The sequence below is a fragment of the Streptomyces sp. NPDC042336 genome (assembly GCF_055581985.1).
On record NZ_JBVJEA010000002.1, the window covers coordinates 269,922 to 294,174 of the forward strand.

Annotated in this window: 19 protein-coding genes and 1 pseudogene; 10 read left to right on the plus strand and 10 right to left on the minus strand. The window is 72.1% G+C overall.

All coding sequences use genetic code 11. The features are described 5' to 3' along the window. Positions 1–25: 25 nt before the first annotated feature. Positions 26–1,140: pseudogene (locus tag ACZ6IM_RS06230) on the minus strand (Gfo/Idh/MocA family protein). A gap of 209 nt (positions 1,141–1,349) precedes the next feature. On the opposite strand from ACZ6IM_RS06230, the gene ACZ6IM_RS06235 reads away from it, so the two are divergent. Both ACZ6IM_RS06235 and ACZ6IM_RS06240 read left to right on the plus strand, forming a co-directional pair. Further along, positions 1,350–1,952 carry a Dps family protein gene (locus ACZ6IM_RS06235; protein ID WP_052837149.1) on the plus strand — a complete coding sequence of 201 codons (603 nt, stop codon included), beginning with the start codon at positions 1,350–1,352 and terminating at the stop codon, positions 1,950–1,952. Between the two features lie 11 nt (positions 1,953–1,963). Continuing rightward, the gene (locus tag ACZ6IM_RS06240; protein ID WP_469554537.1) at positions 1,964–3,037 is read left to right on the plus strand and encodes an ABC-2 transporter permease; all 1,074 of its coding nucleotides are present in this window, start codon (positions 1,964–1,966) and stop codon (positions 3,035–3,037) included. Positions 3,038–3,056: 19 nt separating this feature from the next. Here ACZ6IM_RS06240 and ACZ6IM_RS06245 read toward each other — a convergent pair whose 3' ends face one another. Then, positions 3,057–3,236, minus strand: coding sequence for a helix-turn-helix domain-containing protein (locus ACZ6IM_RS06245; protein ID WP_469555245.1), 180 nt, complete (start codon positions 3,234–3,236; stop codon positions 3,057–3,059). A 193-nt stretch (positions 3,237–3,429) separates the two neighbouring features. Between ACZ6IM_RS06245 and ACZ6IM_RS06250 the strand changes: the two genes are divergently transcribed. Beyond that, the gene (locus tag ACZ6IM_RS06250) at positions 3,430–4,632 is read left to right on the plus strand and encodes a cysteine desulfurase-like protein (RefSeq protein ID WP_052837147.1); all 1,203 of its coding nucleotides are present in this window, start codon (positions 3,430–3,432) and stop codon (positions 4,630–4,632) included. 121 nt (positions 4,633–4,753) lie between these two features. Here ACZ6IM_RS06250 and yicI read toward each other — a convergent pair whose 3' ends face one another. After that, positions 4,754–7,024: an alpha-xylosidase gene (gene yicI / locus ACZ6IM_RS06255; protein ID WP_052837146.1), complete on the minus strand. Its 2,271-nt coding sequence runs from the start codon at positions 7,022–7,024 to the stop codon at positions 4,754–4,756. Between the two features lie 283 nt (positions 7,025–7,307). On the opposite strand from yicI, the gene ACZ6IM_RS06260 reads away from it, so the two are divergent. Genes ACZ6IM_RS06260 through ACZ6IM_RS06275 form a run of 4 tightly spaced genes read left to right on the plus strand, consistent with a single transcriptional unit; the run spans position 7,308 to position 11,813 of the window. Next, entirely contained in the window at positions 7,308–8,594 is a 1,287-nt protein-coding gene (locus ACZ6IM_RS06260) for an ABC transporter substrate-binding protein (RefSeq protein ID WP_052837145.1), read from the plus strand. Positions 8,595–8,605: 11 nt separating this feature from the next. Then, positions 8,606–9,559: a carbohydrate ABC transporter permease gene (locus ACZ6IM_RS06265; protein WP_052837144.1), complete on the plus strand. Its 954-nt coding sequence runs from the start codon at positions 8,606–8,608 to the stop codon at positions 9,557–9,559. Between the two features lie 5 nt (positions 9,560–9,564). Then, positions 9,565–10,392, plus strand: a complete 828-nt coding sequence (locus ACZ6IM_RS06270; protein WP_052837143.1) for a carbohydrate ABC transporter permease — start codon at positions 9,565–9,567, stop codon at positions 10,390–10,392. Positions 10,393–10,433: 41 nt separating this feature from the next. Further along, entirely contained in the window at positions 10,434–11,813 is a 1,380-nt protein-coding gene (locus tag ACZ6IM_RS06275) for a GH1 family beta-glucosidase (protein ID WP_469554541.1), read from the plus strand. 46 nt (positions 11,814–11,859) lie between these two features. On the opposite strand, the gene ACZ6IM_RS06280 is transcribed toward ACZ6IM_RS06275, so the two are convergent. From ACZ6IM_RS06280 to ACZ6IM_RS06305, 6 genes are all read right to left on the minus strand, one after another. Continuing rightward, complete coding sequence (locus tag ACZ6IM_RS06280; protein ID WP_052837141.1) at positions 11,860–13,101, minus strand: ROK family protein; 1,242 nt, start codon at positions 13,099–13,101, stop codon at positions 11,860–11,862. Positions 13,102–13,158: 57 nt separating this feature from the next. Continuing rightward, positions 13,159–14,826, minus strand: coding sequence for a ricin-type beta-trefoil lectin domain protein (locus ACZ6IM_RS06285; protein ID WP_052837140.1), 1,668 nt, complete (start codon positions 14,824–14,826; stop codon positions 13,159–13,161). 67 nt (positions 14,827–14,893) lie between these two features. Further along, positions 14,894–16,975: a glycoside hydrolase family 2 protein gene (locus ACZ6IM_RS06290; protein ID WP_469554543.1), complete on the minus strand. Its 2,082-nt coding sequence runs from the start codon at positions 16,973–16,975 to the stop codon at positions 14,894–14,896. Between the two features lie 61 nt (positions 16,976–17,036). After that, positions 17,037–17,918: a carbohydrate ABC transporter permease gene (locus tag ACZ6IM_RS06295; RefSeq protein ID WP_052837138.1), complete on the minus strand. Its 882-nt coding sequence runs from the start codon at positions 17,916–17,918 to the stop codon at positions 17,037–17,039. Between the two features lie 2 nt (positions 17,919–17,920). Then, positions 17,921–18,856 carry a carbohydrate ABC transporter permease gene (locus tag ACZ6IM_RS06300; protein ID WP_052837137.1) on the minus strand — a complete coding sequence of 312 codons (936 nt, stop codon included), beginning with the start codon at positions 18,854–18,856 and terminating at the stop codon, positions 17,921–17,923. Then, the gene (locus tag ACZ6IM_RS06305) at positions 18,853–20,214 is read right to left on the minus strand and encodes an ABC transporter substrate-binding protein (RefSeq protein WP_052837136.1); all 1,362 of its coding nucleotides are present in this window, start codon (positions 20,212–20,214) and stop codon (positions 18,853–18,855) included. Before ACZ6IM_RS06305 ends, ACZ6IM_RS06300 begins: the two co-directional genes overlap by 4 nt. A 289-nt stretch (positions 20,215–20,503) precedes the next feature. Between ACZ6IM_RS06305 and ACZ6IM_RS06310 the strand changes: the two genes are divergently transcribed. From ACZ6IM_RS06310 to ACZ6IM_RS06320, 3 genes are all read left to right on the plus strand, one after another. Continuing rightward, a complete protein-coding gene (locus ACZ6IM_RS06310) occupies positions 20,504–21,526 on the plus strand; it encodes a LacI family DNA-binding transcriptional regulator (protein ID WP_052837135.1) in 1,023 nt (340 codons plus the stop codon). Between the two features lie 119 nt (positions 21,527–21,645). Further along, on the plus strand, positions 21,646–22,818 hold the full coding sequence (locus ACZ6IM_RS06315; protein ID WP_052837134.1) for an MFS transporter: 1,173 nt from the start codon (positions 21,646–21,648) through the stop codon (positions 22,816–22,818). 76 nt (positions 22,819–22,894) lie between these two features. Further along, entirely contained in the window at positions 22,895–23,635 is a 741-nt protein-coding gene (locus ACZ6IM_RS06320; protein ID WP_052837133.1) for a maleylpyruvate isomerase family mycothiol-dependent enzyme, read from the plus strand. Between the two features lie 216 nt (positions 23,636–23,851). On the opposite strand, the gene ACZ6IM_RS06325 is transcribed toward ACZ6IM_RS06320, so the two are convergent. Further along, complete coding sequence (locus ACZ6IM_RS06325) at positions 23,852–24,250, minus strand: MarR family transcriptional regulator (RefSeq protein WP_052837132.1); 399 nt, start codon at positions 24,248–24,250, stop codon at positions 23,852–23,854. Positions 24,251–24,253 lie beyond the last annotated feature (3 nt).

Sequence of the window (24,253 nt, forward strand, 5' to 3'; positions counted from 1 at the left end):
GTGAACACCCAGGATTCGTGACGCCTTACGCGCACTCCCCGGGGGCCCATCCGGGGTGGTCGCCGTGCATCGCGGAGTAGAAGGGGTCACCGGCGGCGATCTCGCCGGCGCGCACCGGCCGTCCGGTGAACGCCGCCTTGTACAGGGCCGCGGCGAACTCCAGCGTGGCGCGGGCCTCCGGGCCACTGCCGGGCGGGCGGGCCCCGGCTTCCCAGGCATCCAGTACGGCGCCGAGCTGCGCCGTGTGGGAGCTGGGCACGTCGGCGCCCGGGGTACGCCAGGCGGCGGCACGCTCGGGCGAGACGTGCCGGGCCGGGGTGTAGGCCCAGTCGTCGTTGCGGTGCCCGTAAAGGTGTGTCAACTCGACCGTCGCGTCGGCGCAGTCGACGCGCAGGCGGCTCATCTCGTCCGGGGAGAGCACGCTTTGATGACGGTGGCGAGGGCGCCGCTCTCGAAGCGCACCAGGGCGGTGGAGACGTCCTCGCTCTCGGTGGCGTGCACCAGGCGCGAGGCCATGGCCCGGATCTCCGCCCAGGGGCCGAGCAGGTGCAGCAGCAGGTCGTACTGGTGGATGCCGTGGCCCATGGTCGGGCCGCCGCCCTCGGTGGACCAGCGTCCACGCCACGGCACCGCGTAGTAGGCGGCGTCGCGGTGCCAGGTCGTCTGGCAGTGGGCGACCAGCGGGGCGCCCAGTTCGCCGCTCGTGATCAGTTCGCGGGCGTGCGAGGCGCCGGAGCCGTACCGGTGCTGGAAGATCACGGACGCGTACGCCCCGGACGCCTCCTCGGCCGCCGCGATGTCGTCGTACTCGGCGAGGGAGAGCCACAGCGGCTTCTCGCACAGCACCCACGCGCCCGCCTCGAGCGCGGCCACCGTCTGCTCCCGGTGCAGCGACGGCGGTGTGCCGACCAGGACCAGGTCGGGGCGTACGGCGTCCAGCATGGCGCCCGTGGACGCGTATCCCGCGACGTCGCCGGGCACCCGCGCGCAGAAGGCGGCGAGCCGCGCGGGGTCCACGTCGACGGCGGCGACCAGTTCGGTGCGGTCGGCGTGGGCGGCGAGGGCGGGCAGGTGACTGCCGGTGACGATGGCACCGGTGCCGACCACGGCGACCCGGCGGCGGGCGGGACGTGGGGACATGCGGTCCTCCTCGGACAGCGACGCCGCGGCACGCGCACGTCGGGTAGCAAGCGCTTTCACGCGAGGCCGACCATAAGCGCGCAGCGATGGCCCGGACAACCCCCACCGTTTGCGGGGCGGGCCCGCGGCTGGTCGACTGTCGCGGGGGGACCGGGGCCGGCGGTATCGCGGCGGCCCACCCTTCAGACCTCTCCGGAAGGAGTCCCGGCGTGAGTTCCCCGAAGCCGAAGCCCTCGTCGACCGCGGAGCAGCGGTCGGACGGCAGCCAGCCCTGGCTGCACCAGAAGGGCCGGACCATTCAGGAGTTCGGCACCGTCAAGCAGTTCCCCGTGGCCCTGACCATGGAGACCCGGCTCTACTCCTGCCAGCGGCTCAACAAGGTCCTGGCGGACACCCGGATCCTGCACGACCTGTACAAGAAGTACCACTGGCTGATGCGCGGAGCGACGTTCTACCAACTGCACCTGCTGCTGGACAAGCACGCGGGCGAGCAGCTGGAACTGATCGACACCGTCGCCGAACGCGTCCAGACGCTCGGCGGCGTCGCGGTGGGCGATCCCCGGCACGTCGCCGAGATCACCACCGTGCCGCGCCCGCCGGACGGGGTGGAGGAGGTGCCGTCGATGCTCTCGCGGCTGCTGGAGGCGCACGAGCTGATCCTGACGGAGTGCCACGACGCGGCGGCCCGCACCCAGGAGTACGGCGACGACGGCACCAACGACCTGCTGGTCTCCGAGGTCGTGCGCACCAACGAACTCCAGGCGTGGTTCGTGGCGGAACACCTCGTGGACACGCCGCTGGTCCACGCCTGACCCCGCCGGACATGGCGCACACGTCACAGGACGCCGGCGGCGGCCCGCCGGTGCGCGGGCGGTGGCCCGCGTTCCGGCAATCGCCGTTCTGGCCCGCCACCGTGCTGGTGCTGATCCTCGCCGCAGCGGCGGGCCTCTTCGCGGGCTCGTACACCTACTCGATGGCGAACCCGACCCCCCGTCTGATCCCCACGGCCGTGGTCGGCTCCTACGAGAAGGCGGGCGGCCAGGCCTTCCTGCGCGGTCTGGAACAGGCGCTGGACACCTCGGTGCGGGTGCATCCCTACGAGACCCGCGCCGCGGCCCGCTCGGCGATCGAGCAGCAGGAGGTCTTCGCGGTCTTCGAGCTGCGCGACGACGGGCGGTACGCCGCCCTCGACGTGTCCGGCGCGTCCGGGGCGTCGGTCGCCGAGCTGCTCGCGCAAACGGCGCCGGCCGTCGGGAAGAAGCTCGGCGTCCAGGTCACCGTCCGGGACGTCAACCCCTTGCAACAGGGTGACCCGCGCGGGCTGGCGATCTTCTACATCTCCCTGGCCGCCGTGATCATCGGCTTCGTCGGGGCGATCCAGCTGAGCGTGCACGCGCGGGCGCTCACCCCGCTGGAGCGCATCCTGTTCACGGTGGCCTACGCGCTGCTCGGCGGGTTCGTCATCGCGGCCGCGGTGGACTGGCTGCTGGGCGCGGTGGACCTGCCGTTCGCCGAGTCGTGGCTGATCCTGGCGCTCACGATGTTCGTGTCCGGCATGGTCTTCACCATGTTCAACACCCTGTTCGGCCGCTGGGCGATGCTGCCGACCTGGGGCCTGATGGTGATCATCGGCAATCCCTCCTCGGGCGGCGCGGTGTCCTGGCCGCTGCTGCCGTCGCCGCTGGGGGTGATCGGCCGGTGGCTGCCGCCCGGCGCCTCGGTCAACGCCCAGCACACCGCGGTGTACTTCCAGGGCCACCAGCACGCGTTCCCGTTCCTGGTGCTGGGCGGGTGGGCGCTGCTGTCCTGCACGGTCTTCTGGGTCTGGCGGCACCGGCATCCCGGCGGACGGGAGAAGGAGCCGCCGGAGGCCGCACCGGAGGCCGCCGCGTCCTGAGGGCCCGCCGGTGCTCAGGTCAGGGCACGGCAGGCCATCTGGAGGGCGAGGCGGTCGCTGGGGTCGTCCAGAGGGAGACGCCGAGCCGTGCGCGGACCTGACGCAGCCGGGCGGCCACGGTGTTGCTGTGGAGGCCGAGGGCGCGGGCGGTGGCGGCGGAGCCGCCGTGCTCGAGGAAGACCCGCAGGGTGGTGAGCAGGTGGGCGTGCTCGGCGCCGAGGGCCCCTTCGTCCCTGTCGTGGACCCCCGGGGGCTGCGATCATGTGGCTGGAGTCGCAGGTGCGGCTCGGGGTGCGGCCCAGCCGTACCACCTGTCTGCCGCCCCGGCCGAAGGACCGCATCGCCTGACGACCATCCCCGTCCGCCCGGCCCCACGACCCTGGAGTTGAAGCATGGCCCTCGACGTCGCCGCGATCCGCGCGCACGTGCCCGCCCTGAAGTCCGGTACCGCGCGGTTCGACGCGCCGGGCGGTACGCAGACCCCGCAGCCGGTGATCGACGCGATCGCGGCGGCGCTGACCGCCCCGCTCGCCAACCGGGGGCGCAACACCGAGGGCGAGCGCAACGCGGACCGGATCGTCGAGGAGGCCCGGTCCGCCCTCGCCGACCTCCTCGGCACCACGCCGGGGACGGTCGTCTTCGGGCGCAGCGCCACCCAGCTCGTCTACGACCTGTCCCGGACCCTGGCCAAGGGCTGGGGACCGGGCGACGAGGTGGTGGTCACCCGGCTCGACCACGACTCGAACATACGGCCGTGGGTGCAGGCGGCACAGGCGGCGGGGGCACGCGTGCGGTGGGCGGACTTCGACCCGGCCACGGGCGAGCTGCGGTCCGAGCACCTCGCGGCGGTGCTGGGCCCGCGCACCAGGCTGGTCGCGGTGACCGCCGCGTCGAACCTGATCGGGACCATGCCGGACCTGCCGGCGCTGGCGTCCCTCGTCCACGCCAATGGGGCGCACTTCCACGTCGACGCGGTGCACTACGCCTCACACGCCGTGGTGGACCTGGCGGCGACCGGCGCGGACACGCTGGTGTGCTCGCCGTACAAGTTCCTCGGCCCGCACCTGGGCGTGCTGAGCGGCCGGGCCGAGCTGCTGGAGTCGCTGCGCCCGGACAAGCTGCTGCCGTCCGCCGACACCGTGCCCGAGCGGTTCGAACTGGGCACCCTTCCCTACGAGTTGCTGGCCGGGACGAGCGCGGCGGTGGACTTCCTGGCGGGGCTCGACCCGGAGGCCCGGGGCTCTCGCCGGGAGCGGCTGGTCGCCTCCTTCGCGACGCTGGAGGCGCATGAGGACGTGCTGCGCGAGCGGCTCGAACGAGGGCTCGCGGACCTCGGCGGGATCACCGTGTACTCGCGGGCCGCGCGGCGCACTCCGACGCTGCTGTTCACCGTGGCGGGCCTGCGCCCGGCCGACGTCTACCGCCGGCTCGCCGAGCGGGGGATCGACGCGCCGGCCGGTTCCTTCTACGCCGTGGAGGCCGCGCGCCGGCTGGGCCTCGGCGACGAGGGCGGCGTACGCGTCGGCCTCGCGCCGTACAGCAGCGCGGAGGACGTGGACCGGCTGCTGACGGCGCTCGGCGCCCTGGAGCGCTGAGGCACACCCCGCGACACGCCCTCGGCCCATCCCGCGACACGCACCGCAAGACGAACACGGCGAAGCGGCACGCCCCCCGCGTGCCGCTTCGCCGTGTGTGTGCCGCCCGCCCTGCCGGGGGTCAGGCCAGGGGCACGGCCACCTCCGCGGCGCCCTCCGCGCTCGCGCCGCCCGCGACCCGGACGGTGAAGGGGCGGTCGGTGCCGCTCGCGGTGACCCGCAGGACGTCCCCGTCGCGCCGCACGCGGAAGGTCGCGGCCGGTGTGCCCAGCAGGTCGGGCACGGTGACCTCGGCCGCGTAGTCGGCGCCGGCGGCCGGGTGGACCAGCAGGGTCGGGGCGTCCAGCCAGTCGCCGTCGGGCCGCTGGTCGTCGGAGCCCAGCGGCAGGACGGCGCCCTCGCGGACGTACAGGGGCAGGCTGTCGTAGCCGTGCCGTTCGGTGCGCCAGGCCGGGCCGGTGACGCGCTCGCCGGACAGGAGGTGGGTCCAGGTGCCCTCCGGGAGGTAGACCTCGACCTCGCCGTCCTCGGTGAAGACCGGGGCGACCAGGAGGTCGGAGCCGAGCATGTACTGGCGGTCCAGCGGACGGCACGCCGGGTCGTGCGGGAACTCCAGGACCATCGGCCGCATCATGGGCACGCCGGTGCGGTGCGCCTCGGCCGCGACGCCGTACAGGTAGGGCATCAGGCGGTGCTTGAGGAGGGTGAAGCGGCGGGCGACGTCGACGGCCTCCTCGCCGAACTCCCACGGCACCCGGTACGACGAGGAGCCGTGCAGCCGGCTGTGCGAGGAGAGCAGGCCGAAGGCGAGCCAGCGCTTGAAGACCGCCGGGTCGGGAGTGCCCTCGAAGCCGCCGATGTCGTGGCTCCAGAAGCCGAAGCCGCTCAGCGAGAGGGACAGGCCGCCCCTGAGCGACTCGGCCATCGCCTCGAAGGACGACCAGCAGTCGCCGCCCCAGTGGACGGGGTACTGCTGGCCGCCCGCGGTCGCCGAGCGGGCGAAGAGGACGGCCTCGCCCTGGCCGCGCTCCTTCTCCAGGAGTTCGAAGACGGTGCGGTTGAACAGGTGCGTGTAGTAGTTGTGCATGCGCTCCGGGTCGGAACCGTCGTGCCAGACCACGTCGGTCGGGATGCGCTCGCCGAAGTCGGTCTTGAAGCAGTCCACGCCCTGGTCGAGCAGCGGCTTGAGCTTCCCGGCGTACCAGTCGCGGGCGGCGGGGCTGGTGAAGTCGACCAGGCCCATGCCGGCCTGCCACAGGTCCCACTGCCAGATGTCGCCGTCCGGCCTGCGCACCAGGTGACCGAGGGCCGCGGCCTCGTCGAAGAGCGGGGACTTCTGGGCGATGTAGGGGTTGATCCAGGCGCTGACCCTCAGTCCCTTGGCCTTGAGCCGGGCGAGCATGCCGTCCGGGTCCGGGAAGACGTCCGGGTCCCACTGGAAGTCGCACCACTGGTACTCGCGCATCCAGAAGCAGTCGAAGTGGAAGACGGAGAGCGGGATGCCGCGCTCGGCCATGCCGTCCACGAACGACGTGACCGTCCGCTCGTCGTAGGAGGTGGTGAAGGAGGTGGTCAGCCACAGGCCGAAGGACCAGGCCGGCGGCAGGGCGGGGCGGCCGGTGAGGGCGGTGTAGCGGGTGAGGACGTCCTTCGGGGTGGGCCCGGCGACGACGTAGTACTCCAGCGTCTGGTCCTCGACGCTGAACTGCACCTGGCCGACGGACTCGGAGCCGACCTCGAAGGAGACCGCGCCGGGGTGGTTGACGAAGACGCCGTAGCCGCGCGAGGAGAGGTAGAACGGGATGTTCTTGTACGCCTGCTCGCTGCTGGTGCCGCCGTCGGCCTGCCAGATGTCGACGACCTGGCCGTTCTTGACGAACGGGGTGAAGCGCTCGCCGAGGCCGTAGATCTGCTCGCCGACGCCGAGGGCGAGGCGGCTCAGCATGTGGTGGGCGCCGTCGCCGGTGGTGGCGAAGGCGGTGCCCTTGGCGTCGGCACGGGTCAGCTCGCGCCCGCCCGCGTCGTGGAAGGTGAGGCCCCAGGGGCCCTCGCGGTCCAGGCGGAGGGTGAGCGGGCCACTGGTCAGCTCGGTGACGGTGCCGTCCTGGCGTACCTCGCCGGCGCCGTCCGCCGCCCCGGTGAGAGCGAAGTCGGGGCCCGGCCGGCGCTTGCCGGAGTGGTGGGTGACGCGGACGCCGATGACGCCCTCGGCGGGAGAGAAGCACTCGACCGTGAGAAGCGGCGCGTTGAGCGTGTCCCCCCTCCGCGTCACCTTCTTCACGGCGGCATGGGCGGTGAAGCGCTTCGATTCGGGGCGCACATCGCGTACCTCAGTGGCGTACGAGAGATGCACGCCCTCGCGGATGAGCCAGAAGCCGTCGGTGAACTTCATGATCTTCCTTGGGTGGGGCGGGAGCTGTCGGGTGGGAGCACGGGGGCCGTCTCACAGCGTTTTGATCGTACACAAAACAAATCCCCACGCCGAGGGGTCTACGCCGACTTCAGCGCGCTGAGCTGGCACTATTACGCATGAGAACGGCTTCCTCACCCGGCGGAGCGAAGAGAGCGGGGCCACTTTCCTCTAGCGCGGAAGCGGGTCCGTGACGTATTAGTCATCACATCAAACAAAACAGTCCGGCGAGGAAGCCGGACGGTACGACAGCAAGGGCCGCACCATGTCGAAGCGCTTCACCTCGCTCGCCTTGACAGCACACCCTCCGGCTGCCACGCGCCGCGGGCGAGGACGCTCACGCCGAGTCGTCGCCCCGCTCACCGCGGTGTCCGTGCTGGTCGCCGGGGCGGCACTGGCCGGCTGCGGACAGCAGCGCGACGCCGACACGTACACCGTGATGAACTCCTCGACCGACGAGTCGTACCACCGCTGGGACGCGGAGGCGATGGCCCGCTGCGGCAAGGAGCTGGGGGTCACCATCGAGCAGCAGAGCGTCCCGGCGGCGCAGGTGATGACCAAGGCGCTGCGCATGGCCTCGTCCAAGTCGCTGCCCGACATCGTGCAGTTCGACGCCTCCGAGATGCCGACCTTCGCCGACGCGGGCGGGCTGGTCGACCTCAGGACCCTCGGGCTGAGCACCGACGACATCCCCGACGGCATCGTCGACTTCGGCTCGTACAAGGGCACCTACTACGGCGCGGCCCGTTCGGTGAACACCCTCGCCCTCTTCTACAACAAGGACGTCCTCGACAAGGCGGGCGTCGAGGTCCCCACCACCTGGGCCGAGCTGCGCCTAACGGCGAAGAAGCTCACACAGGGCAAGCGGTACGGCCTGGCGCTCAGCGCGGGCGGCGCGGAGGACGGTGTCTTCCAGTTCACGCCGTTCATGTGGTCCAACGGCGGCGACGAGACCGACCTGGACAGCCCGAAGGTCGTCGAGGCCCTGGACTACTGGAAGAGCCTGCTGAAGGACCGCTCGCTCTCCAAGTCGACGGTCAACTGGACCCAGGCGGACGTCAACGACCAGTTCATGGCCGGCAACGCGGCGATGATGGTCAACGGTCCTTGGCAGGTGGAGACCCTCAACAGCGACAAGTCGCTGCACTGGGGCATCGCGCCGATCCCGGTGCCCGAGGCCGGCGACGACTCGGTGGGCCCACTCGGCGGTGCCGTCCTCACCGTGCCCAACACCGGCGACGAGGCCCGGGAGAAGACGGCCGGAAAGATCGTCGCGTGTCTGGCGAGCCAGAAGGAGCAGCTGACCTACGCGCTCAACAGCTGGATGGTCCCGGCCAACGCCAAGGCGGCCGCCGTCTGGCGCGAGAAGGTGCCCGAGCTGGACTCCCTCGCCGACCAGGTGGCCGTCGCCCGGTCCCGTACGGCGAAGCTCGGCGCCGGCTGGTCGAGTGTGTCGCTCGCGCTGCAGAGCGCCTTCCAGTCGGCCCTGACCGGCCAGTCCAGTGAGACCGCCCTGAAGCGCGCCCAGCAGCGGGCCACGAGCGGGAACTGAGGTACGCCCCCATGACCACGTCCACCGTCACCGCGCGCACGCCCGCCGAGGCGTCCAAGTCCGCCCCCGCGCCGGATCCCGGCCGGATCGCGCGCCGCCGCCGGCTCACCCAGTGGGGGTTCGTCGCCCCCGCCGTCGTCTTCATGCTGCTGTTCTTCGGCTACCCGCTCGTGCGCAACGTCGTGATGAGCTTCCAGGACTACACGCCGAAGACCTTCTTCACCGGTGAGGCGCCCTTCAACGGCGCCGACAACTGGTCCAACGTGTTCCAGGACGCCCTGTTCGGCAAGGCCCTGTGGCACACGCTCGTCTTCACGGCGGGCTCGCTGCTCGGCCAGTTCGGCATCGGCCTGGCCCTCGCGGTCTTCTTCAGCCGCCGCTTCCCGCTGAACGGGGTGCTGCGCTCGCTGATCCTGCTGCCCTGGCTGGTGCCCATGGTGGTGTCCGGCATCGTCTGGCGGCGCATCCTCGACCAGGACACCGGCGTGCTCAACTCGTTCCTGGACACCCTCGGCATCGGTGGCCACACGCCCTGGCTGACCAGCCCCGAGATGGCCCTGCTGTCGGTCATCCTGGTCAACATCTGGATCGGCATCCCGTTCAACATGGTCATCCTGTACGGCGGTCTCCAGGAGATCCCGAAGGAGCTGCACGAGGCGGCCGCGCTGGACGGCGCCTCGGCCTGGCGGACCTTCCGTTCGGTGACCCTGCCGATGCTCAAGCCCGTCGTCACGGTCGTCCTGGTGCTCGGCTTCATGTCGACGGTGAAGATCCTCGACCTGATCCTCGCCCTGACCGACGGCGGCCCGGCCGACGCGACCCAGACGCTCGGCACCCTGACCTACCAGAACTCCTTCGTCCAGCTGGACTTCGGCGCGGGCGCCGTCGTCGGCAACGTACTCATCCTGATCTCCGCCGTGTTCGCGGTGTTCTACCTGCGGGCCAACCGCACCGAGGGGAAGTGACGTCCATGGCCTCCCACACGCCCACTGCCTCCCGGCGCCGCTGGGGCTCCACCGTCGCCGGCGTGCTCATCCTGTGCGTGATGCTCTTCCCGCTGTACTGGATGCTCAACACCGCGCTCCAGCCCGACTCGGGGCTGCTCCAGGTCGACCCGGTGCCCGGCAGCCTGGACCTGTCCGGCTTCTCCAAGGCGATCAGCGACCAGGGCGGGCACCTGCTGACCTCGCTGGCGGTCTCGCTCGGCGCGGTCGCCATCTGCCTCGCCATCTCGGCGCCGGCCGCCTACGGTCTGGCGCGGTTCGGGCTGCGCGGCTCGCGCACCATCGTCTTCGGCACGCTGATCACCCAGATGGTGCCGGGCATCGTCATCGCCAACGCGCTCTACAACTCCTACGTCGACCTGGGGCTGGTCAACTCCTACTTCGGCCTGATGCTGGCGGACGCCTCGCTGGGCATCCCGTTCTCCATCGTGCTGATGCGCTCCTTCATGGTGTCGATCCCCGGCGAGGTGATCGAGGCCGCGCAGATCGACGGGGCCGGGCCGGTGCGCACCTTCGTCCGGGTGGTGCTGCCGATGAGCCGCAACTCGCTGATCACCTCGGGCCTGTTCGCGTTCCTGTTCTCGTGGAGCGACTTCATGTTCGCGCTCACCCTGAACACGACCGACGACGTGAAGCCCATCACCCTGGGCATCTACCAGTACATCGGCGCGCACGTCGGCGACTGGGGCTCGGTGATGGCCGCGTCCGTGCTGTCGGCGGTGCCGGCGGCGGTCCTCCTCGTCCTCGCCCAGAAGTACATCGCCGCCGGGATCACCGGCGGCTCCGTCAAGTGAACCTCGCACCACCGCGTACGCACGGAGATGAGCAGCACAGCATGAGTGACTTCCCCAGCTTCCCGCCCGGCTTCGTCCTGGGCGCCGCGACCGCCTCGTACCAGATCGAGGGCGCGGCGGCCGAGGACGGCCGCGGTCCGTCGATCTGGGACACCTACAGCCACACCCCCGGCCTGGTGGCGAACGGCGACACCGGTGACGTGGCCTGCGACCACTACCACCGCTACCCCGAGGACGTGGCCCTGCTGCGCGACCTCGGCGTCGACTCCTACCGCTTCTCGATCGCCTGGCCGCGCATCGTGCCGGACGGGTCGGGCGCGGTGAACCCCAAGGGCCTCGACTTCTACTCCCGTCTGGTGGACGAACTGCTGGCGGCGGGCATCGAACCGGCCGCCACCCTCTACCACTGGGACCTGCCGCAGGCGCTGGAGGACCGGGGCGGCTGGCGGGTACGGGAGACGGCGGAGCGGTTCGCCGAGTACACGGCGGTGGTGGCGGAGCACCTCGGCGACCGGGTGCCGCGCTGGATCACCCTCAACGAGCCGTGGTGCAGCTCCTTCCTCGGCTACTCCATTGGCCGGCACGCCCCCGGCGCCAAGGAGGGCCGGGGCGCGCTGGCCGCCGCCCACCACCTGCTGGTCGGCCACGGACTGGCCGTGCAGGCGCTGCGCGCGGCCGGGGTGCGCGAGGTCGGCATCACGCTCAACCTGGACCGCAACCTGCCCGCCACCGACTCCCCGGCCGACCTGGCCGCGGTGGTCCGCGCCGACACCCAGCACAACCTGGTGTGGACCGAGCCGATCCTCGCGGGCCGCTACCCGGCCACCGAGGAGGAGACCTGGGGCGAGCTGATCACCGGGGCGGACTTCCGGCGAGAGGGCGACCTGGAGCTGATCTCCCGGCCGCTGGACTTCCTCGGCATCAACTACTACCGGCCGATCGTGGTCGCCGACGCCCCGTACCGCGAGAGCGACCCGGCCCGGCGCGTGGCCACGGACAACCGGTACGAGGAGGTGCGGCTCCCCGGGGTGCGGCACACGGCGATGGACTGGCCGGTCGTCCCGGACAGCTTCACCGACCTGCTGGTCGCCCTGAAGAAGCAGTACGGCGACGCGCTCCCGCCGGTCCACATCACGGAGAACGGCTCGGCGGAGGACGACGCGCCGGCCGCCGACGGTGCGGTGCACGACACCGACCGGGTCGCCTACCTGCGCGACCACCTCAGCGCGCTGCGGGCGGCGATCGACGCGGGGGTGGACGTGCGCGGGTACTACGTGTGGTCGCTGCTGGACAACTTCGAGTGGGCGTACGGCTACGACAGGCGCTTCGGCATCGTGCGGGTGGACTACGGCACGCAGGAGCGCACGCCGAAGGACAGTTACCGCTGGTACCGGGAGCTGATCGCCGCGAACCGCGGGTGAGCCGGACGGGCTGACGCGGAGGGCCGCCGGGCGGCGGCCCTCCGCGTCAGCCCGCGTCCCGTTCCGCGTAGGCCCCCGGGTCGGCCAGCACCTCGCGGACGATCACGCCGGCCGCGCCCCGGGCCGCGTCGCCGAGCGAGGACGAGGCGCGCAGCCGTTTGCCGCCCTCGCTCCACAGCCCGGACACCACGCGCCGGGCGAGTTCGCGGTCGACGGCCGGGGCGAGCCAGTCCATCAGCTCGCGGTAGACGCCACCGAGCATCACCGCCTCGGGGTCGAAGAGGTTCACCGCGCCCGAGACCACGACGCCCAGTTGCCGTCCGGCGCGTTCGATCGCCGACAGCGCCAAGGGGTCTCCCCGCCGGGCACGGCTTTCGAGTGCGGCGACGCCCTGCGCACCCGCGTCCGCGTCGAGGCCGGCGGCGGCGAGCAGCGCGGCCTGTCCGGCGTACTGCTCCAGGCAGCCGTGGGCGCCGCACCGGCACAGCGGGCCCTCCGGGTCGACGACCATGTGCCCGATCTCCCCGGCGAAGCCGTGCGCGCCGCGCAGCAGTTCACCGCCCAGCACGAGGGCGCCGCCGATGCCGATCTCGCCGGTCAGGTACAGGAAGCTGCGCACGCCCTCGGTGCCGGCGCCGAACCACAGCTCGGCGAGGGCGGCGGCGTTGGCCTCGTTGTCGGAGCTGACCGGCAGCGGGCGGTGGGCGGGGCGCAGGGCGAGGAGCGCCTGGGCGAACAGCCCCTCGACGGCGACCCGCTGCCAGCCCAGGTTGGGTGCCTGGCGGACGGCGCCGCCGGTCACCAGGCCCGGCAGCGCGACATGGACACCGGCCGGTGCGAGGTCCTGTTCCGCCGCCGAGCCGATGGCGCGCGCCGCCAGCCGGGCCGCGCGCGCCAGGACCTCGGAGGGCTGGACCCCGCGGTTGTCGACGTGCTCCACGAGCCGCACCCGGTCGGTGCCGGCGAGGTCGACGACGCACACCGCGATGTAGTCGATGTTGATCTCGACGCCGAGGCCCGCCGGGCCCGAGCGGGACACCTTCAGGACGGTGCCGGGCCGCCCCGCCTGGCCGCTGCTGGTCTTGCCCCACTCGGAGACGAAGCCGTACTCCAGCAACTGCTCGACCAGGGACGACACCGCCGCCCTGGTCAGTCCGACATACGTGGCGACCTGGGCCCTGGTCGCCTCCCCCGCGTCGTGCACGGCCCTCAGGACCAGGCTGAGGTTGTGCCGTCTGACCGTGGCCTTGCCGGCCTTCGGCTCCAGGGGGGTGAGGTTGTTCATCATGGTGCCGTCGAGCGTATGCGACACCCGGGGCGCCGGGCCCCGGGTGCGCCCCCGCGGCTAGGCGGGCAGGTTCCACCTCTGGGTGCCGAGGCCGTTGCAGTCGTAGATCTGCAGCTTGGTGCCGTTGGCGGTGCCGCCGGACGGGATGTCCAGGCATCGGCCGGACTGCGGGTTGAACAGCGAGCCGTCGCTCCGGTGGCGCCACTGCTGGCCGCCTACGCCCGGGGCGCAGTCCCACACCTGGACCTTGGTGAAGTTGGCCGTGCCGTTGCCGTCGATGTCCAGGCACTTCCCGAACGCGCGCACCGTGCCGTCCGGGGCCACCGACCAGCGCTGCCCGGTGGCGGTGCCGCAGTCCCACAGCTGGGCGGCGTTGCCGTTGCGGCTGGTGTTGGTGTCGACGTCCAGGCACTTGCCCGCGACCCACGGGGTGGTCACCTGGCCGACCGGGCCGCCGAGGCCGCCGGTGCCGAAGCGGACCTGGCACTGGTTGCCGGTGCCGAGCCAGGTGGCGGTCAGGTAGAGGAAGGAGGTGCCGTCGGCGCGCGGCACGATCGGGGAGCTGTAGCCGGGGCAGGAGGGCTCGCCGGGGTTGTAGCCGCCGGTCGGGCCGGTCAGGACCGGGGCCTCGATCTCGGTCCACTCCCCCGCACCGAGGCGGGTGTTGGCGAAGACCACGGTGCCGGACTCCGCCAGCACGGTCTTGTTCCCGGTGGGTCCGCTCACCACGCGCTGGCCCGACATCAGCAGCGTGCCCTCGGGACCGCCGCCCGGCACCCAGGCGAGGTAGGGGGTGTGCAGCAGTTCCCTGCCGTCGGCGGTGCGCACCAGGGTGCCGGGGTTGTCGGCGGGCGCCCAGTTCAGGCCGTCGGGGCTGGTCTTGGTGTACACCTCGCAGGCGTGGTCGGCGTCGGTGGCGTCCCGGCACATCTCGTACGCCATCATGAACCGCCCGTCGGGCAGCGGGACGACGATGGACATGCCGGGGCGGGCGAGGTTGTCGGCGGGGAAGGCGACGTCCTGGGTGAGGGTGCCGCTCCAGGTGCGGCCGCCGTCGCCGGAGGTGTAGTGGCCGATGACCTGGTTGTTGGTGGGGCTGTTCGCGGGCCGCTCGTCGGAGATGAAGCAGGCCAGTGTGTTGTCGGGGGCCAGCAGGAACCAGGGTTCCCAGATGCCGTGCCCGATGGTGTCGGGCAGGCCGCTGGTGCGGGTGCAGTCGGAGAGGTACTGCCAGCTCCGGCCGTGGTCGGTGCTCTTGAACACCTCGACGCGCTGCGTGGTGTAGTCACCGGCCTGCCAGGCGGTGCCGGCGGCCAGGAGGTCGCCCTGGTTCAGGCCGTTGGCGGTGCGCGGCACCTCGTAGAGGACGGGTGCCTCGATGTCCCAGCCCGGGGTGTGCGAGCTGATGGTGGAGATCGGGGCGGCGCTCCAGGTGCGGCCGCCGTCGGTGCTGCGGTGGACGGGCAGTGTGTTGGTGGCACCCTGCTCGCGCCGGGCGTAGGTGGCCAGCATGGTCTGGCCGGCCGAGCCGTCGTGGTCGAGGCGGACGGCGCGCGGGTAGCTGTTGTCCCCCTGCGGGTGGGCCGCGAGGTCGGGTGACGCCAGCACCTGGCCGGCGGGCGCGGCCGACGCGGGGTGTGCCCACAGGGACAGCAGGGCCGTGACCAGGGCGAGCACGGCGAGCAGGGCCGGTGATCTGCCGCGGGTGAGTGACGGGTTGCGCACGGGTCGACTCCTTGGTGTCGGGGAGGCCGGGTGGTGCGGGATCGGGTGGTGCGGGGTGAGCCGGGGGTCAGGAGGTGGAGCGGGCCAGCGGGTCGTCGCCGATGTACGCGGCGGTACGCGTGTCCACGTCCAGCGCGGTCCGGGCGGCGACGGTGCCGTCCACGACCAGCGCCAGGTGCAGCCGGCCGCTGGTCCAGCCCTCGGGCAGCGTGGCGGGCACGGTGACGGGGGCCCCGAGCAGGTACGGCTTGGCCTCCGCGCGGCAGCCGGGGACGGCGTCGCCGGGCGCGTCGGGCGTCCTGGCGTACACCGGGGTCCAGGTCGTGTGCAGCGTCCCCGCGACCGGGTCGGCGCCGTGGTGGGAGACGTGGACGTCGACCGTGAAGTCGGGGCCGGGGACGAGCAGGTCGCGGCCGGGTGCCACCGGCGTCACGTCCAGGACGAGGGTCGTCGGCGCGTTGGCGTGGGCCGGGTCGACGCCCGCGAGGTCCTTGGCGCCGCGCCCGAAGTCCAGCAGCCCGGCGCTCTCGTGCTCGATGTCGTACAGCTCCGTGTACACGTACCCGGCGAGCCGGTCGTGCCGGCGCAGTTCCTGGGTCTGCCAGCGCAGGTGCCAGGCGCGGTCCAGGCCGGTGAAGCCGCCGCCGTACTCGCTGTTGAGGTTGGGCAGGCCGCGCAGCGGCTGACCGGGGACGGCGAGCTTCTTGTGGACGACGAAGTCGGGGCCGAGCTTCACGGGGAAGTCGTCGCGTTCGCCGGAGAGCAGGTCGGCGACGGTGGTGGCCCAGGAGGCAGCGCTCTCGTCGTAGTAGTGCCAGTCGAGCAGGTCGGTCTTGACGTGGGTCCAGCCGGAGTTGTCGACGACCGGACGGGTGGCGTCGAGCGCCTTGAGGCGGTCGTAGGCGTCCGCGGTGGCGCGCTGCTTCGCCGGGTCCCCGGGGATGTCCCAGTCCAGGCCCCATTCCTCGTTGTACAGGCCCCAGATGACGATGGCCGGACTGTTGCCGTCGCGCTCCACCATCGGCTCGATCTGCCCGGCGAAGGCGCTGACGGAGGCGGGTGAGAAGCGGCCGGGCGAGGCGGGCTCGGCCCACAGGAGCATGCCGAGGGTGTCGGCGTGGTGGGCGAAGCGGGGGTCCTCCAGTTTGAGGTGCTTGCGGACGAGGTTGTAGCCGGCCTCGGCGGCGAGTTCGAGGTCCCGGCGCAGGGCGTCGTCGTCGGGGGCGGTGATGCCGGTCCCGGGCCAGTAGCCCTGGTCGAGCACGCCCCGTACGAACAGGCGGCGCCCGTTGAGGTACAGGGCCTCTCCGTCGACGGTGATGGTGCGCAGTCCGGTGTAGGCGGTGACCCGGTCGGTGCCGTCGGCCGAGGTGAGTTCGGCGTCGACGTGGTAGAGGTGCGGGTCCTCGGGCGACCACAGTCGGGGCGCGGCCAGCGGGAGTTCGGTGCGGAGCCGTCCGCCGGGTTCCACGGTCGCCGTGACGGCGGTGTCCTCCTCACGCACCCGCAGCCGGAGTTCGGCACGGTCCGCCGCGGGGCCGTGCACGACGGCTTCGACGGTGATGCCGGTCAGGTCGTCGTTCGGGCGCAGCCGGAGAGCGGCGAGGTGGGTGGCAGGGCGGGCCTCCAGCCAGACGCTCTGCCAGATGCCGGAGGAGGGGGTGAAGCAGACGCCGTCGTAGTCGTCGCGCGGCATGCTGCGCTGCTTGCCGTGGGCGATGTCCCGCTTGTCCGCCGGGGCGTGGACCCGCACCGTGAGCAGGTGCTCGCCGTCGCCGAGCGCGTCGGTGACATCGGCGGCGAAGGGGGTGTAGCCGCCCTCGTGGTGAGCGACCTCGGTGCCGTTCACCCAGACCGTGGCGGCGTGGTGCACGGCGCCGAAGTGCAGCACGACGCGCTGTCCGGCCCAGTCGGCGGGCACGGTGAAGGTACGCCGGTACCAGGCGGTCCGCAGCCAGTGCTCGGCGATGCCGGAGGCGGGCGTCTCCCAGGCGAAGGGCACGGTGATGGCGCGGTCGTAGCCCTCGGCCGCGTCGGCGGAGTACCGCTCGGCGGGGTCGGCGCGGAAGTCCCAGGTGCCGTTGAGGGTGAGCCAGGAGTGGGACCGGTCGAAGTGGGGGCGGGGGTATTCGGGACGGGGGGTGGTCATGGGCGTGTGTGCTCCGATTCGGTGCGGCTGGGGAAGAGGCGGCGGTGTACGGGAGGAGAGGTCAGCCCTTGACGCTGCCCGCGAGGATCCCGTTGATGAAGTGGCGTTGCAGCAGGACGAACAGGGCCAGCACGGGCAGCATCGCGATGCTTCCGGCGGCGAGCAGTTCGCCCCAGACGGTGGCGAAGTCGGCGCCGACGCGGTTGCCGGTGACGTTCTGCGCGAGGGTGGACAGCACCACCTGGAGCGTCTGGTGGCTCTCGTCGTTGACGGCGACGACCGGCCAGACGAAGTCGTTGTAGATGTTCATGGCGGTCAGGACGCCGAGCGCGGCGATCCCCGGCCGGATGACCGGCACCACGATCCGGGCGAAGATGCCGAACTCGCTCGCCCCGTCCACGCGTCCGGCGTCGAGGAGTTCGTCGGGCACGGCGGCGATGGTCTGCCGCATCCAGAAGATGCTGAAGGCGTCGATGCTGCCGGGCAGGATCAGCGCCTGGTACGTGTTGACCCAGCCCAGCTCGCTCATCTCCAGGAGCAGCGGGATGACCAGCACGAGGGTCGGCAGCATCAGGGTGAGCATCAGCACGCCGAAGAGCAGGTCCTTGCCGGGGAAGCGGTATTTGGCGAAGGCGTAGCCGGCCAGCGGGCAGAAGAACATGGTCATCGCGCCCTTGACGGCCACGACGAGCACGGTGTTGACGAAGCCGGTGCCGATCGGCACGTCGTCGAACATCGCCCGGTAGTTGTCGAGCGTGGCCGAGCCGAGCGAGAAGGACAGGGGGTCGCGGACGATGTCGGCCGGCGGCTTCAGCGAGGAGCTGACGGCCCACCAGATGGGATACACGAACACGAGGGCGAGAAGGCCGAGCACGAGGTACTGGAGCGGCCCGGGCCGGGGCTGGGACAGACTCCTGCTCGGCTTCTTGGTCTGGCTGGTCATGGTCACTCGTCTCGGGAGCGGAGCAGGCGCACGGACAGCAGGGACAGGGCGAACACCAGCAGCACCAGCAGGAAGGAGTTCGCGGCGCCGGTCCCGAGGTCGGACGCCAGGATGTGGTTGTAGAGGTACAGCCCGCCGGTGGTGGTCGAGCCGTACGGGCCGCCCTGGGTGACGACGAACGGCTCGGCGAACATCTGGAACACCGCGAGGGTCTGCACCACGACGAGGAAGGCGATGCTGCGCCGGACCAGGGGCAGGGTCAGCGACCAGAACTGCCGCCTGCGCGAGGCTCCGTCGAGGGCGGCTGCCTCGTACACGTCGGAGGGCACGGCCTGGAGTCCGGCGAGCAGGATGATGATCGCGAACCCGGTGGTCTTCCACAGGAACAGCAGCGCGAGCGTCGGTTTGGCCCAGGCGGTCGACTGGAGCCAGTCGACGTCGGGCAGGCCGACGAGGTTGAACAGGTGGTTGACCAGGCCGTAGTCCGTGTCGAAGGCGACGATCCACACCTGGGCCATCGCCACCAGCGGGGTGACGAACGGCGCGATGAAGGCCACCCGGAACATGCCCTTCAGCCGCAGCCGCGCGTTGGCGAGCAGCACCGCCGCGGCCAGGCCGCCGACGATCTGGAGGGGCACGATCAGCAGCCACATCACGGCGCTGTTGCCCAGTGAGGACCAGAACTCCTCGCTGGTGAGCAGGTAGGTGTAGTTCTCCAGGCCGATGAAGTTCGCCGCGCCGGCGCCCTTCCAGTCGGTGAAGCTCAACTGGAGCGCGAAGACCAGGGGGTAGAGGCCGAAGGCCGCGAAGACGATGTAGAACGGCGCGACGAAGAGGTACGGCGCGAGGAAGGGCTTGCGCCGGGAGCGGCGGGCGGGGCGCGGCGAGGCCGGTGCCGACCGCTTCTTGCGCGGCGGGGTGAGGGTGCCGGAGGTCATGCGCGGTCCACCAGGTTGCGCTGGATCTTCTTGGTGGAGTCGTCGATGACGTCGTCGGGTGCCATCTTCCCCTCGATGAGCCGCTGGAGGTTGTTGCCGAGGTAGTCGACGGACTTGGCCCACCAGGCCGGGATCGGCGCGGCGGACGGGATGGTGTCGGCGGCGTCCACGGCGACCTTCCACAGGTCCTGTCCACCGAGCGCGGCCACCGGTTCGAACAGCGGCTTGTCGGGGCGGCGGGCGGGCCCGTAGCTGGGCACCGAGGTGGTCAGGCCGCCCGGGTAGACCTCGCTCGGCCCGTACACGGCGCTGTAGCCGGGCTCCTTGAAGCACAGGAACTCATACAGCAGCCAGGCCAGTTCGGGGTTCTTCGCCTTCGCCGGGATGATGAAGCTGCTGCCGCCCATGGCGCCGCTGCGCGCGCCGCCCGGGGTCCAGGCCGGCAGGGGTGCGGCGCGCCACTTGCCCTTGCCCTTCTTCAGCAGCTGCTGGGGTGCGAAGGACCACCACACCGCCCAGGGGACCAGGGCCTGCTGTCCGTTCTCCAGGGCGGCGACATCGGCCTGCTTGAGGTATTCGGCGTGGGTGACCAGGTCGTCGTCGACGGCGTCCCGGACCCAGTTGAGGATGTTGCGGTACTCCTTGGAGTCCAGCCGCACCTGTCCGTCCGCGTCGGCGAGGCTGGTGCCCTGCTGGCCCGCGAGCATCTCCAGCCAGAGCTGGCCGAGGAAGGGGTCCTTCTCCATGTGGAGGGGGCGGGCCTTGGGGTTCTTCTCCCTCAGCGACCGCGCCGCCGCCAGCAGGTCGTCGTAGGTCTTCAGTCCGGCCGGGTCCACGCCGGCGTCCTCCAGCAGGTCCTCGCGGTACCAGAGCAGCCCGGGGTCGAGGTCCCAGGGCACGCCGTAGATCCGGCCGTCGACGGTGTTGACCGAGAGCTTGTACGCCGAGGTCTTGTCGCGGTAGGGCGCTATCAGGTCCGTCAGGTCGTACAGGTGCTCCACCTGGCCGCCGATCTTGGCGTCGTCCCAGAAGCTGCCGTCGGGCAGGTCGGTGCCGCTGATCAGGGTGTTGGCGAGCTTGGCGTCGATGTCGACGGCCTGGTGGTTGACCTTGATGTGCGGATAGGCCTTGCGGAAGGCGTCGATCGCCGCGTCGAAGACCTTGAACAGGTCGCCCGAGCGGTTCCAGATGGTGATCTCGCCCTTGGCCGACGCGCTCGGCGTCCCGGTGAGCTTGCGCGGCTCGGCCCCGGACGAACCGGGGGCGCACGCCGCGAGGGGACCGGCGGCCGCGGCGAGCGCGCCGGCGCCGAGCGCGCCGCGCAGAACGCTGCGCCGCGGGACGAATGATCTGGACATGAGCACGGCTCCTCGGTCGGGGATGCGGGCTGGGGTACGGGCTGAAATGCGCGAGAGGGGTGGCTGAGCAGGAGTGGACAGGGACGCGCGCAGGCGTCGTCGTCGGCGCGGCGGTACGCACCTGGCCCGTGCCGCCGCCCCCGCTTTGCAACGATGCAGAGATGATGCGTCGCCTTTTGCAACGATGCAATAGCTGAGTAACATCAACCTGCATCGGCGCCGGTGCACACCGGCCCGAACACGAGATGCTGCCGACCGAGGCCCCGCGGGGGCCGTGAGGGGGAACTGGATGGCCGGCTCCACACTCCGCGACGTCGCCCGACGCGCCGGAGTCTCGATCCGCACCGTGTCCAACGTGGTCAACGGTTCGGTGCCCGTCTCCGACGAGTTGCGGGTCAGGGTGCAGGCCGCGCTCGACGAACTCGACTACCGGCCCAACCTGGTGGCCCGCAATCTCCGCCGGGGCCGCAGCGGCATGATCGCCCTGGTCGTCCCCGAACTGGACGTGCCGTACTTCGCCGAACTGGCCCGCGAGGTGATCACCGCGGCCCGCTCGCACGGGTACGTGGTGATGCTCGACCAGACGGACGGCGACGGCGACCGCGAGCGGGAACTGCTGGGCCGCGAGTCCCGCGCCACGATGTTCGACGGGCTGCTGCTGAGCCCGCTGTCCATCTCCGCCGAGGAGCTTCGCCGGCGCACCAACAAGGTGCCCGTCGTGCTGCTCGGCGAGCACATCTTCAACGGCAGCTTCCACCACGTGGCGATCGACAACGTCGGCGCGGCCCGGGAAGCGACGGAGCATCTGCTCGGCCTCGGCCGTCGGCGCATCGCGGCCATCGGCGACCAGCCCTACAGCACCGGCGAGACCGCGCAGTTGCGTACGACGGGATACCGGCAGGCACTGGAGCGGGCCGGGCTCACCGTCGACGAGGAACTGATCGTCCCCACCCCGCGTTTCCACCGCCATCTCGGCGCCGAGGCCATGGAGCGCCTGCTCGCCCTGCCCGAGCCGCCCGACGCGGTCTTCTGCTACAACGACCTGCTAGCCATCGGCGCCATGCACACCCTGACCCGGGCCGGTGTACGGGTGCCCGAGGACATCGCCGTCGTGGGGGTCGACGGCATCCAGGAGGGCCGGTACAGCTCGCCGTCGCTGACCACCGTCGCCCCGGACAAGGCCGCGATCGCGCGCACGGCGGTCAGCACCCTGCTCGGCGTGATCGACGGTTCGGCGCCCGCGCCGACGGAGGCCAAGGCGCCGCACCGGCTGCTGGTGCGGCAGAGCACGGTGGGGGCACCGGTCGGCTGAGGGCCGCCCGGCGCTCCTGCGTCCTGGACCTCCCCCTCCCGGGCACCCTTGTCGCGCCCCCGCCCGGCACCTAGCCTGACTTTGTGCCGCAAATAAACAAAGCCCGATCGCACAGCGCCGTGCCGGGCACCCGCGACGACCTCACCCGACTCCGCATCGCCCTGACCGCCTTCTTCGCCCTCGACGGCTTCGTCTTCGCCGGCTGGGTGGTCCGGATCCCCGCCATCAAGGAGCAGACCGGCGCCTCCGCCAGCGCCCTGGGACTCGCCCTGCTCGGTGTCTCGGCGGGCGCCGTCGTCACCATGACCCTCACCGGACGACTCGTCCGCCGCTACGGCAGCCACCCCGTCACCGTCGCCTGCGCGGTCCTGCTCTGCCTCAGCATCGCCCTGCCCCCGCTCACCCACTCGGCGCTCGCCCTCGGCGCCGTACTGCTGGTCTTCGGCAGCGCGTACGGCGGGATCAACGTCGCCTTCAACAGTGCCGCCGTCGATCTGGTGGCGGTCCTGGGGCGCCCGATCATGCCCAGCTTCCACGCGGCGTTCAGCCTCGGCGGCATGGTCGGCGCGGGGCTCGGCGGCTTGGTCGCCGGGTCCCTGTCGCCGACGCGGCACCTGCTCGCGCTCACCGTGACCGGCCTGCTCGTCACCCTGTTCGCGGGCCGTGCCCTGCTGCGCTGCGAGCCCGCCGCGCCACCGGAGCGCACGCCCGAGCGGGACGGCGCGCCGCGCCCCCGGGACCGCCGCACCCGACGCCTGGTCGTCACCTTCGGTCTGATCGCGCTGTGCACGGCGTACGGCGAGGGGGCGATGGCCGACTGGGGCGCCCTGCACCTGGAGCAGGACCTCGACGCCTCCCCGGGCCTGGCGGCGGCGGGCTACTCGTGTTTCGCGCTCGCCATGACCGTCGGCCGGCTGACCGGGACGACGCTGCTGGAACGCCTGGGCCGGACGGCCACGGTGGTGGCCGGCGGCAGCACCGCGGTGGCCGGGATGCTGCTCGGCTCGCTCGCCCCCTCCGTGGGGGCGGCGCTGTTCGGCTTCGCGATCACCGGCCTCGGGCTCGCCAACATCTTCCCCGTCGCCATCGAGCGGGCCGGCGCGCTCGGCGGCCCCGGCGGCGTCGCGACCGCGTCCACCCTGGGCTACGGGGGCATGCTGCTCGGTCCGCCCGCGATCGGCTTCATGGCCGACTGGCTGTCCCTGTCCGCCGCCCTCACCAGCGTGGCCGCGCTCGCGGCGGTGGCGGTGCTGGTCGCGGTCGCGACGCGACGGGCGGCGGTTCCGGGCTGAGCCGTGCCGTCCGGCCCCAGGGAGTGTGCCGGGGAGGCCTGCCTTCGAGTCCGCTCCATGCGGCACACTCCCTGCCATGAAGACCGCAGCGTACGTCGAGATCCTGGACCGTGAAGGGGCGTTGCTGGCCGCGGCCGCCGCGGCGGCGGGCAGCGACGCCGAGGTGCCGACCTGCCCCGGCTGGCGGGTGCGGGACCTGCTGCGGCACACGGGGATGGTGCACCGCTGGGCGACGGCGTTCGTCGCCGAGGGGCACACCGGCCCCCGGCCCGCCGACGACCTGCCCGACCTCGACGGCACCCCGCTTCTGACCTGGTTCCGGGAGGGACACGGGCGGCTCGTCGAGGCCCTCGTGGGTGCCGCACCCGACGTGCGGTGCTGGCACTTCCTGCCCGCGCCGTCACCGCTGGCCTTCTGGGCCCGTCGGCAGGCCCACGAGACGACCGTGCACCGCATCGACGCCGAGTCGGCCCGCGGCGGTGAACCCACCGGTGTCGGCGTGGACTTCGCGGTGGACGGCATCGACGAGTTGCTGTGCGCCTTCCACGCCCGTGAGAAGAGCGCCGTCCGCACCGAGGAACCCCGCACGCTACGGGTGCGGGCGACAGACGCGCCGGACGCCGTGTGGACCGTACGGCTGTCCGCGCGGCCGCCGGTGACCGTGCGGGAGGACATCGGGGACGCCGACTGCGAGCTGTCCGGCCCCGCCGCACGGCTCTACCCGGCGCTGTGGAACCGCAGGCCGTTCCCGGAGATCACCGGGGACGGCTCGCTGGCCGCGTTGTGGCGCGAGCGGTCGGGCGTCACCTGGAAGTGAGACGGGCCGCGCCGACAGGCCGGGGGCGCGGGTCAGCCGGAGGGGCGGGTCGGCCGGAGGGGCGGGTCAGCCGGAGGCGCGGGTCAGCCGGAGGCGCGGGTCGGCCGGTAGGACGGGACGCAGGTCAGCCGGTAAGCGGGGGGCACAAGTCAGCCAGTAAGCGAGAAGCGCAAGTCAGCCGGGGGGCAGGTCGCCCGGTCGGCTCGGGGGCGCAGGTCAGCCGGCCAGCAGCCGGTGCAGCACCGCCCGCTGCACCGGGAGCGCCTCGCCGTGCCTGGCGCGCCCCTTCGCGGTGAGCGCCACCCGCACGCCCCGCCGGTCCTCGGGGCACATGGTGCGCTCGACGAGGCCCTCCCTCTCCAGCCGGGCGACCAGCCGCGACAGCGCGCTCTGGCTGAGGTGGACCCGCTCGGAGATCTGCTGGACGCGGTATCCGCAGGAACCGGAGCCGTCCTCGTCCCGGGTGCCGGCCAGGACGTCGAGGACCTCGAAGTCGCTTCCGCACAGGCCGTGTCCCTGCAGCGCACGGTCGAGTTCGCACTGGACGCGGGCGTGGAGGACCAGGATCGAGCGCCACCGGGTCACGAGCGCCTGTTCGGCCTTCTTCGCCGCCATCCG

What these genes read in the sequence shown, in the direction of transcription:
- ACZ6IM_RS06270 (WP_052837143.1), top strand. Translation starts at nt 9,565, where the DNA reads ATGGCCTCCCACACGCCCACTGCCTCCCGGCGCCGCTGGGGCTCCACC.
- ACZ6IM_RS06240 (WP_469554537.1), top strand. Translation starts at nt 1,964, where the DNA reads ATGGCGCACACGTCACAGGACGCCGGCGGCGGCCCGCCGGTGCGCGGG.
- ACZ6IM_RS06305 (WP_052837136.1), bottom strand. Translation starts at nt 20,214, where the DNA reads ATGTCCAGATCATTCGTCCCGCGGCGCAGCGTTCTGCGCGGCGCGCTC.
- yicI (WP_052837146.1), bottom strand. Translation starts at nt 7,024, where the DNA reads ATGAAGTTCACCGACGGCTTCTGGCTCATCCGCGAGGGCGTGCATCTC.
- ACZ6IM_RS06260 (WP_052837145.1), top strand. Translation starts at nt 7,308, where the DNA reads ATGTCGAAGCGCTTCACCTCGCTCGCCTTGACAGCACACCCTCCGGCT.
- ACZ6IM_RS06265 (WP_052837144.1), top strand. Translation starts at nt 8,606, where the DNA reads ATGACCACGTCCACCGTCACCGCGCGCACGCCCGCCGAGGCGTCCAAG.
- ACZ6IM_RS06320 (WP_052837133.1), top strand. Translation starts at nt 22,895, where the DNA reads ATGAAGACCGCAGCGTACGTCGAGATCCTGGACCGTGAAGGGGCGTTG.
- ACZ6IM_RS06290 (WP_469554543.1), bottom strand. Translation starts at nt 16,975, where the DNA reads ATGACCACCCCCCGTCCCGAATACCCCCGCCCCCACTTCGACCGGTCC.
- ACZ6IM_RS06295 (WP_052837138.1), bottom strand. Translation starts at nt 17,918, where the DNA reads ATGACCAGCCAGACCAAGAAGCCGAGCAGGAGTCTGTCCCAGCCCCGG.
- ACZ6IM_RS06280 (WP_052837141.1), bottom strand. Translation starts at nt 13,101, where the DNA reads ATGATGAACAACCTCACCCCCCTGGAGCCGAAGGCCGGCAAGGCCACG.
- ACZ6IM_RS06300 (WP_052837137.1), bottom strand. Translation starts at nt 18,856, where the DNA reads ATGACCTCCGGCACCCTCACCCCGCCGCGCAAGAAGCGGTCGGCACCG.
- ACZ6IM_RS06250 (WP_052837147.1), top strand. Translation starts at nt 3,430, where the DNA reads ATGGCCCTCGACGTCGCCGCGATCCGCGCGCACGTGCCCGCCCTGAAG.
- ACZ6IM_RS06275 (WP_469554541.1), top strand. Translation starts at nt 10,434, where the DNA reads ATGAGTGACTTCCCCAGCTTCCCGCCCGGCTTCGTCCTGGGCGCCGCG.
- ACZ6IM_RS06325 (WP_052837132.1), bottom strand. Translation starts at nt 24,250, where the DNA reads ATGGCGGCGAAGAAGGCCGAACAGGCGCTCGTGACCCGGTGGCGCTCG.
- ACZ6IM_RS06310 (WP_052837135.1), top strand. Translation starts at nt 20,504, where the DNA reads ATGGCCGGCTCCACACTCCGCGACGTCGCCCGACGCGCCGGAGTCTCG.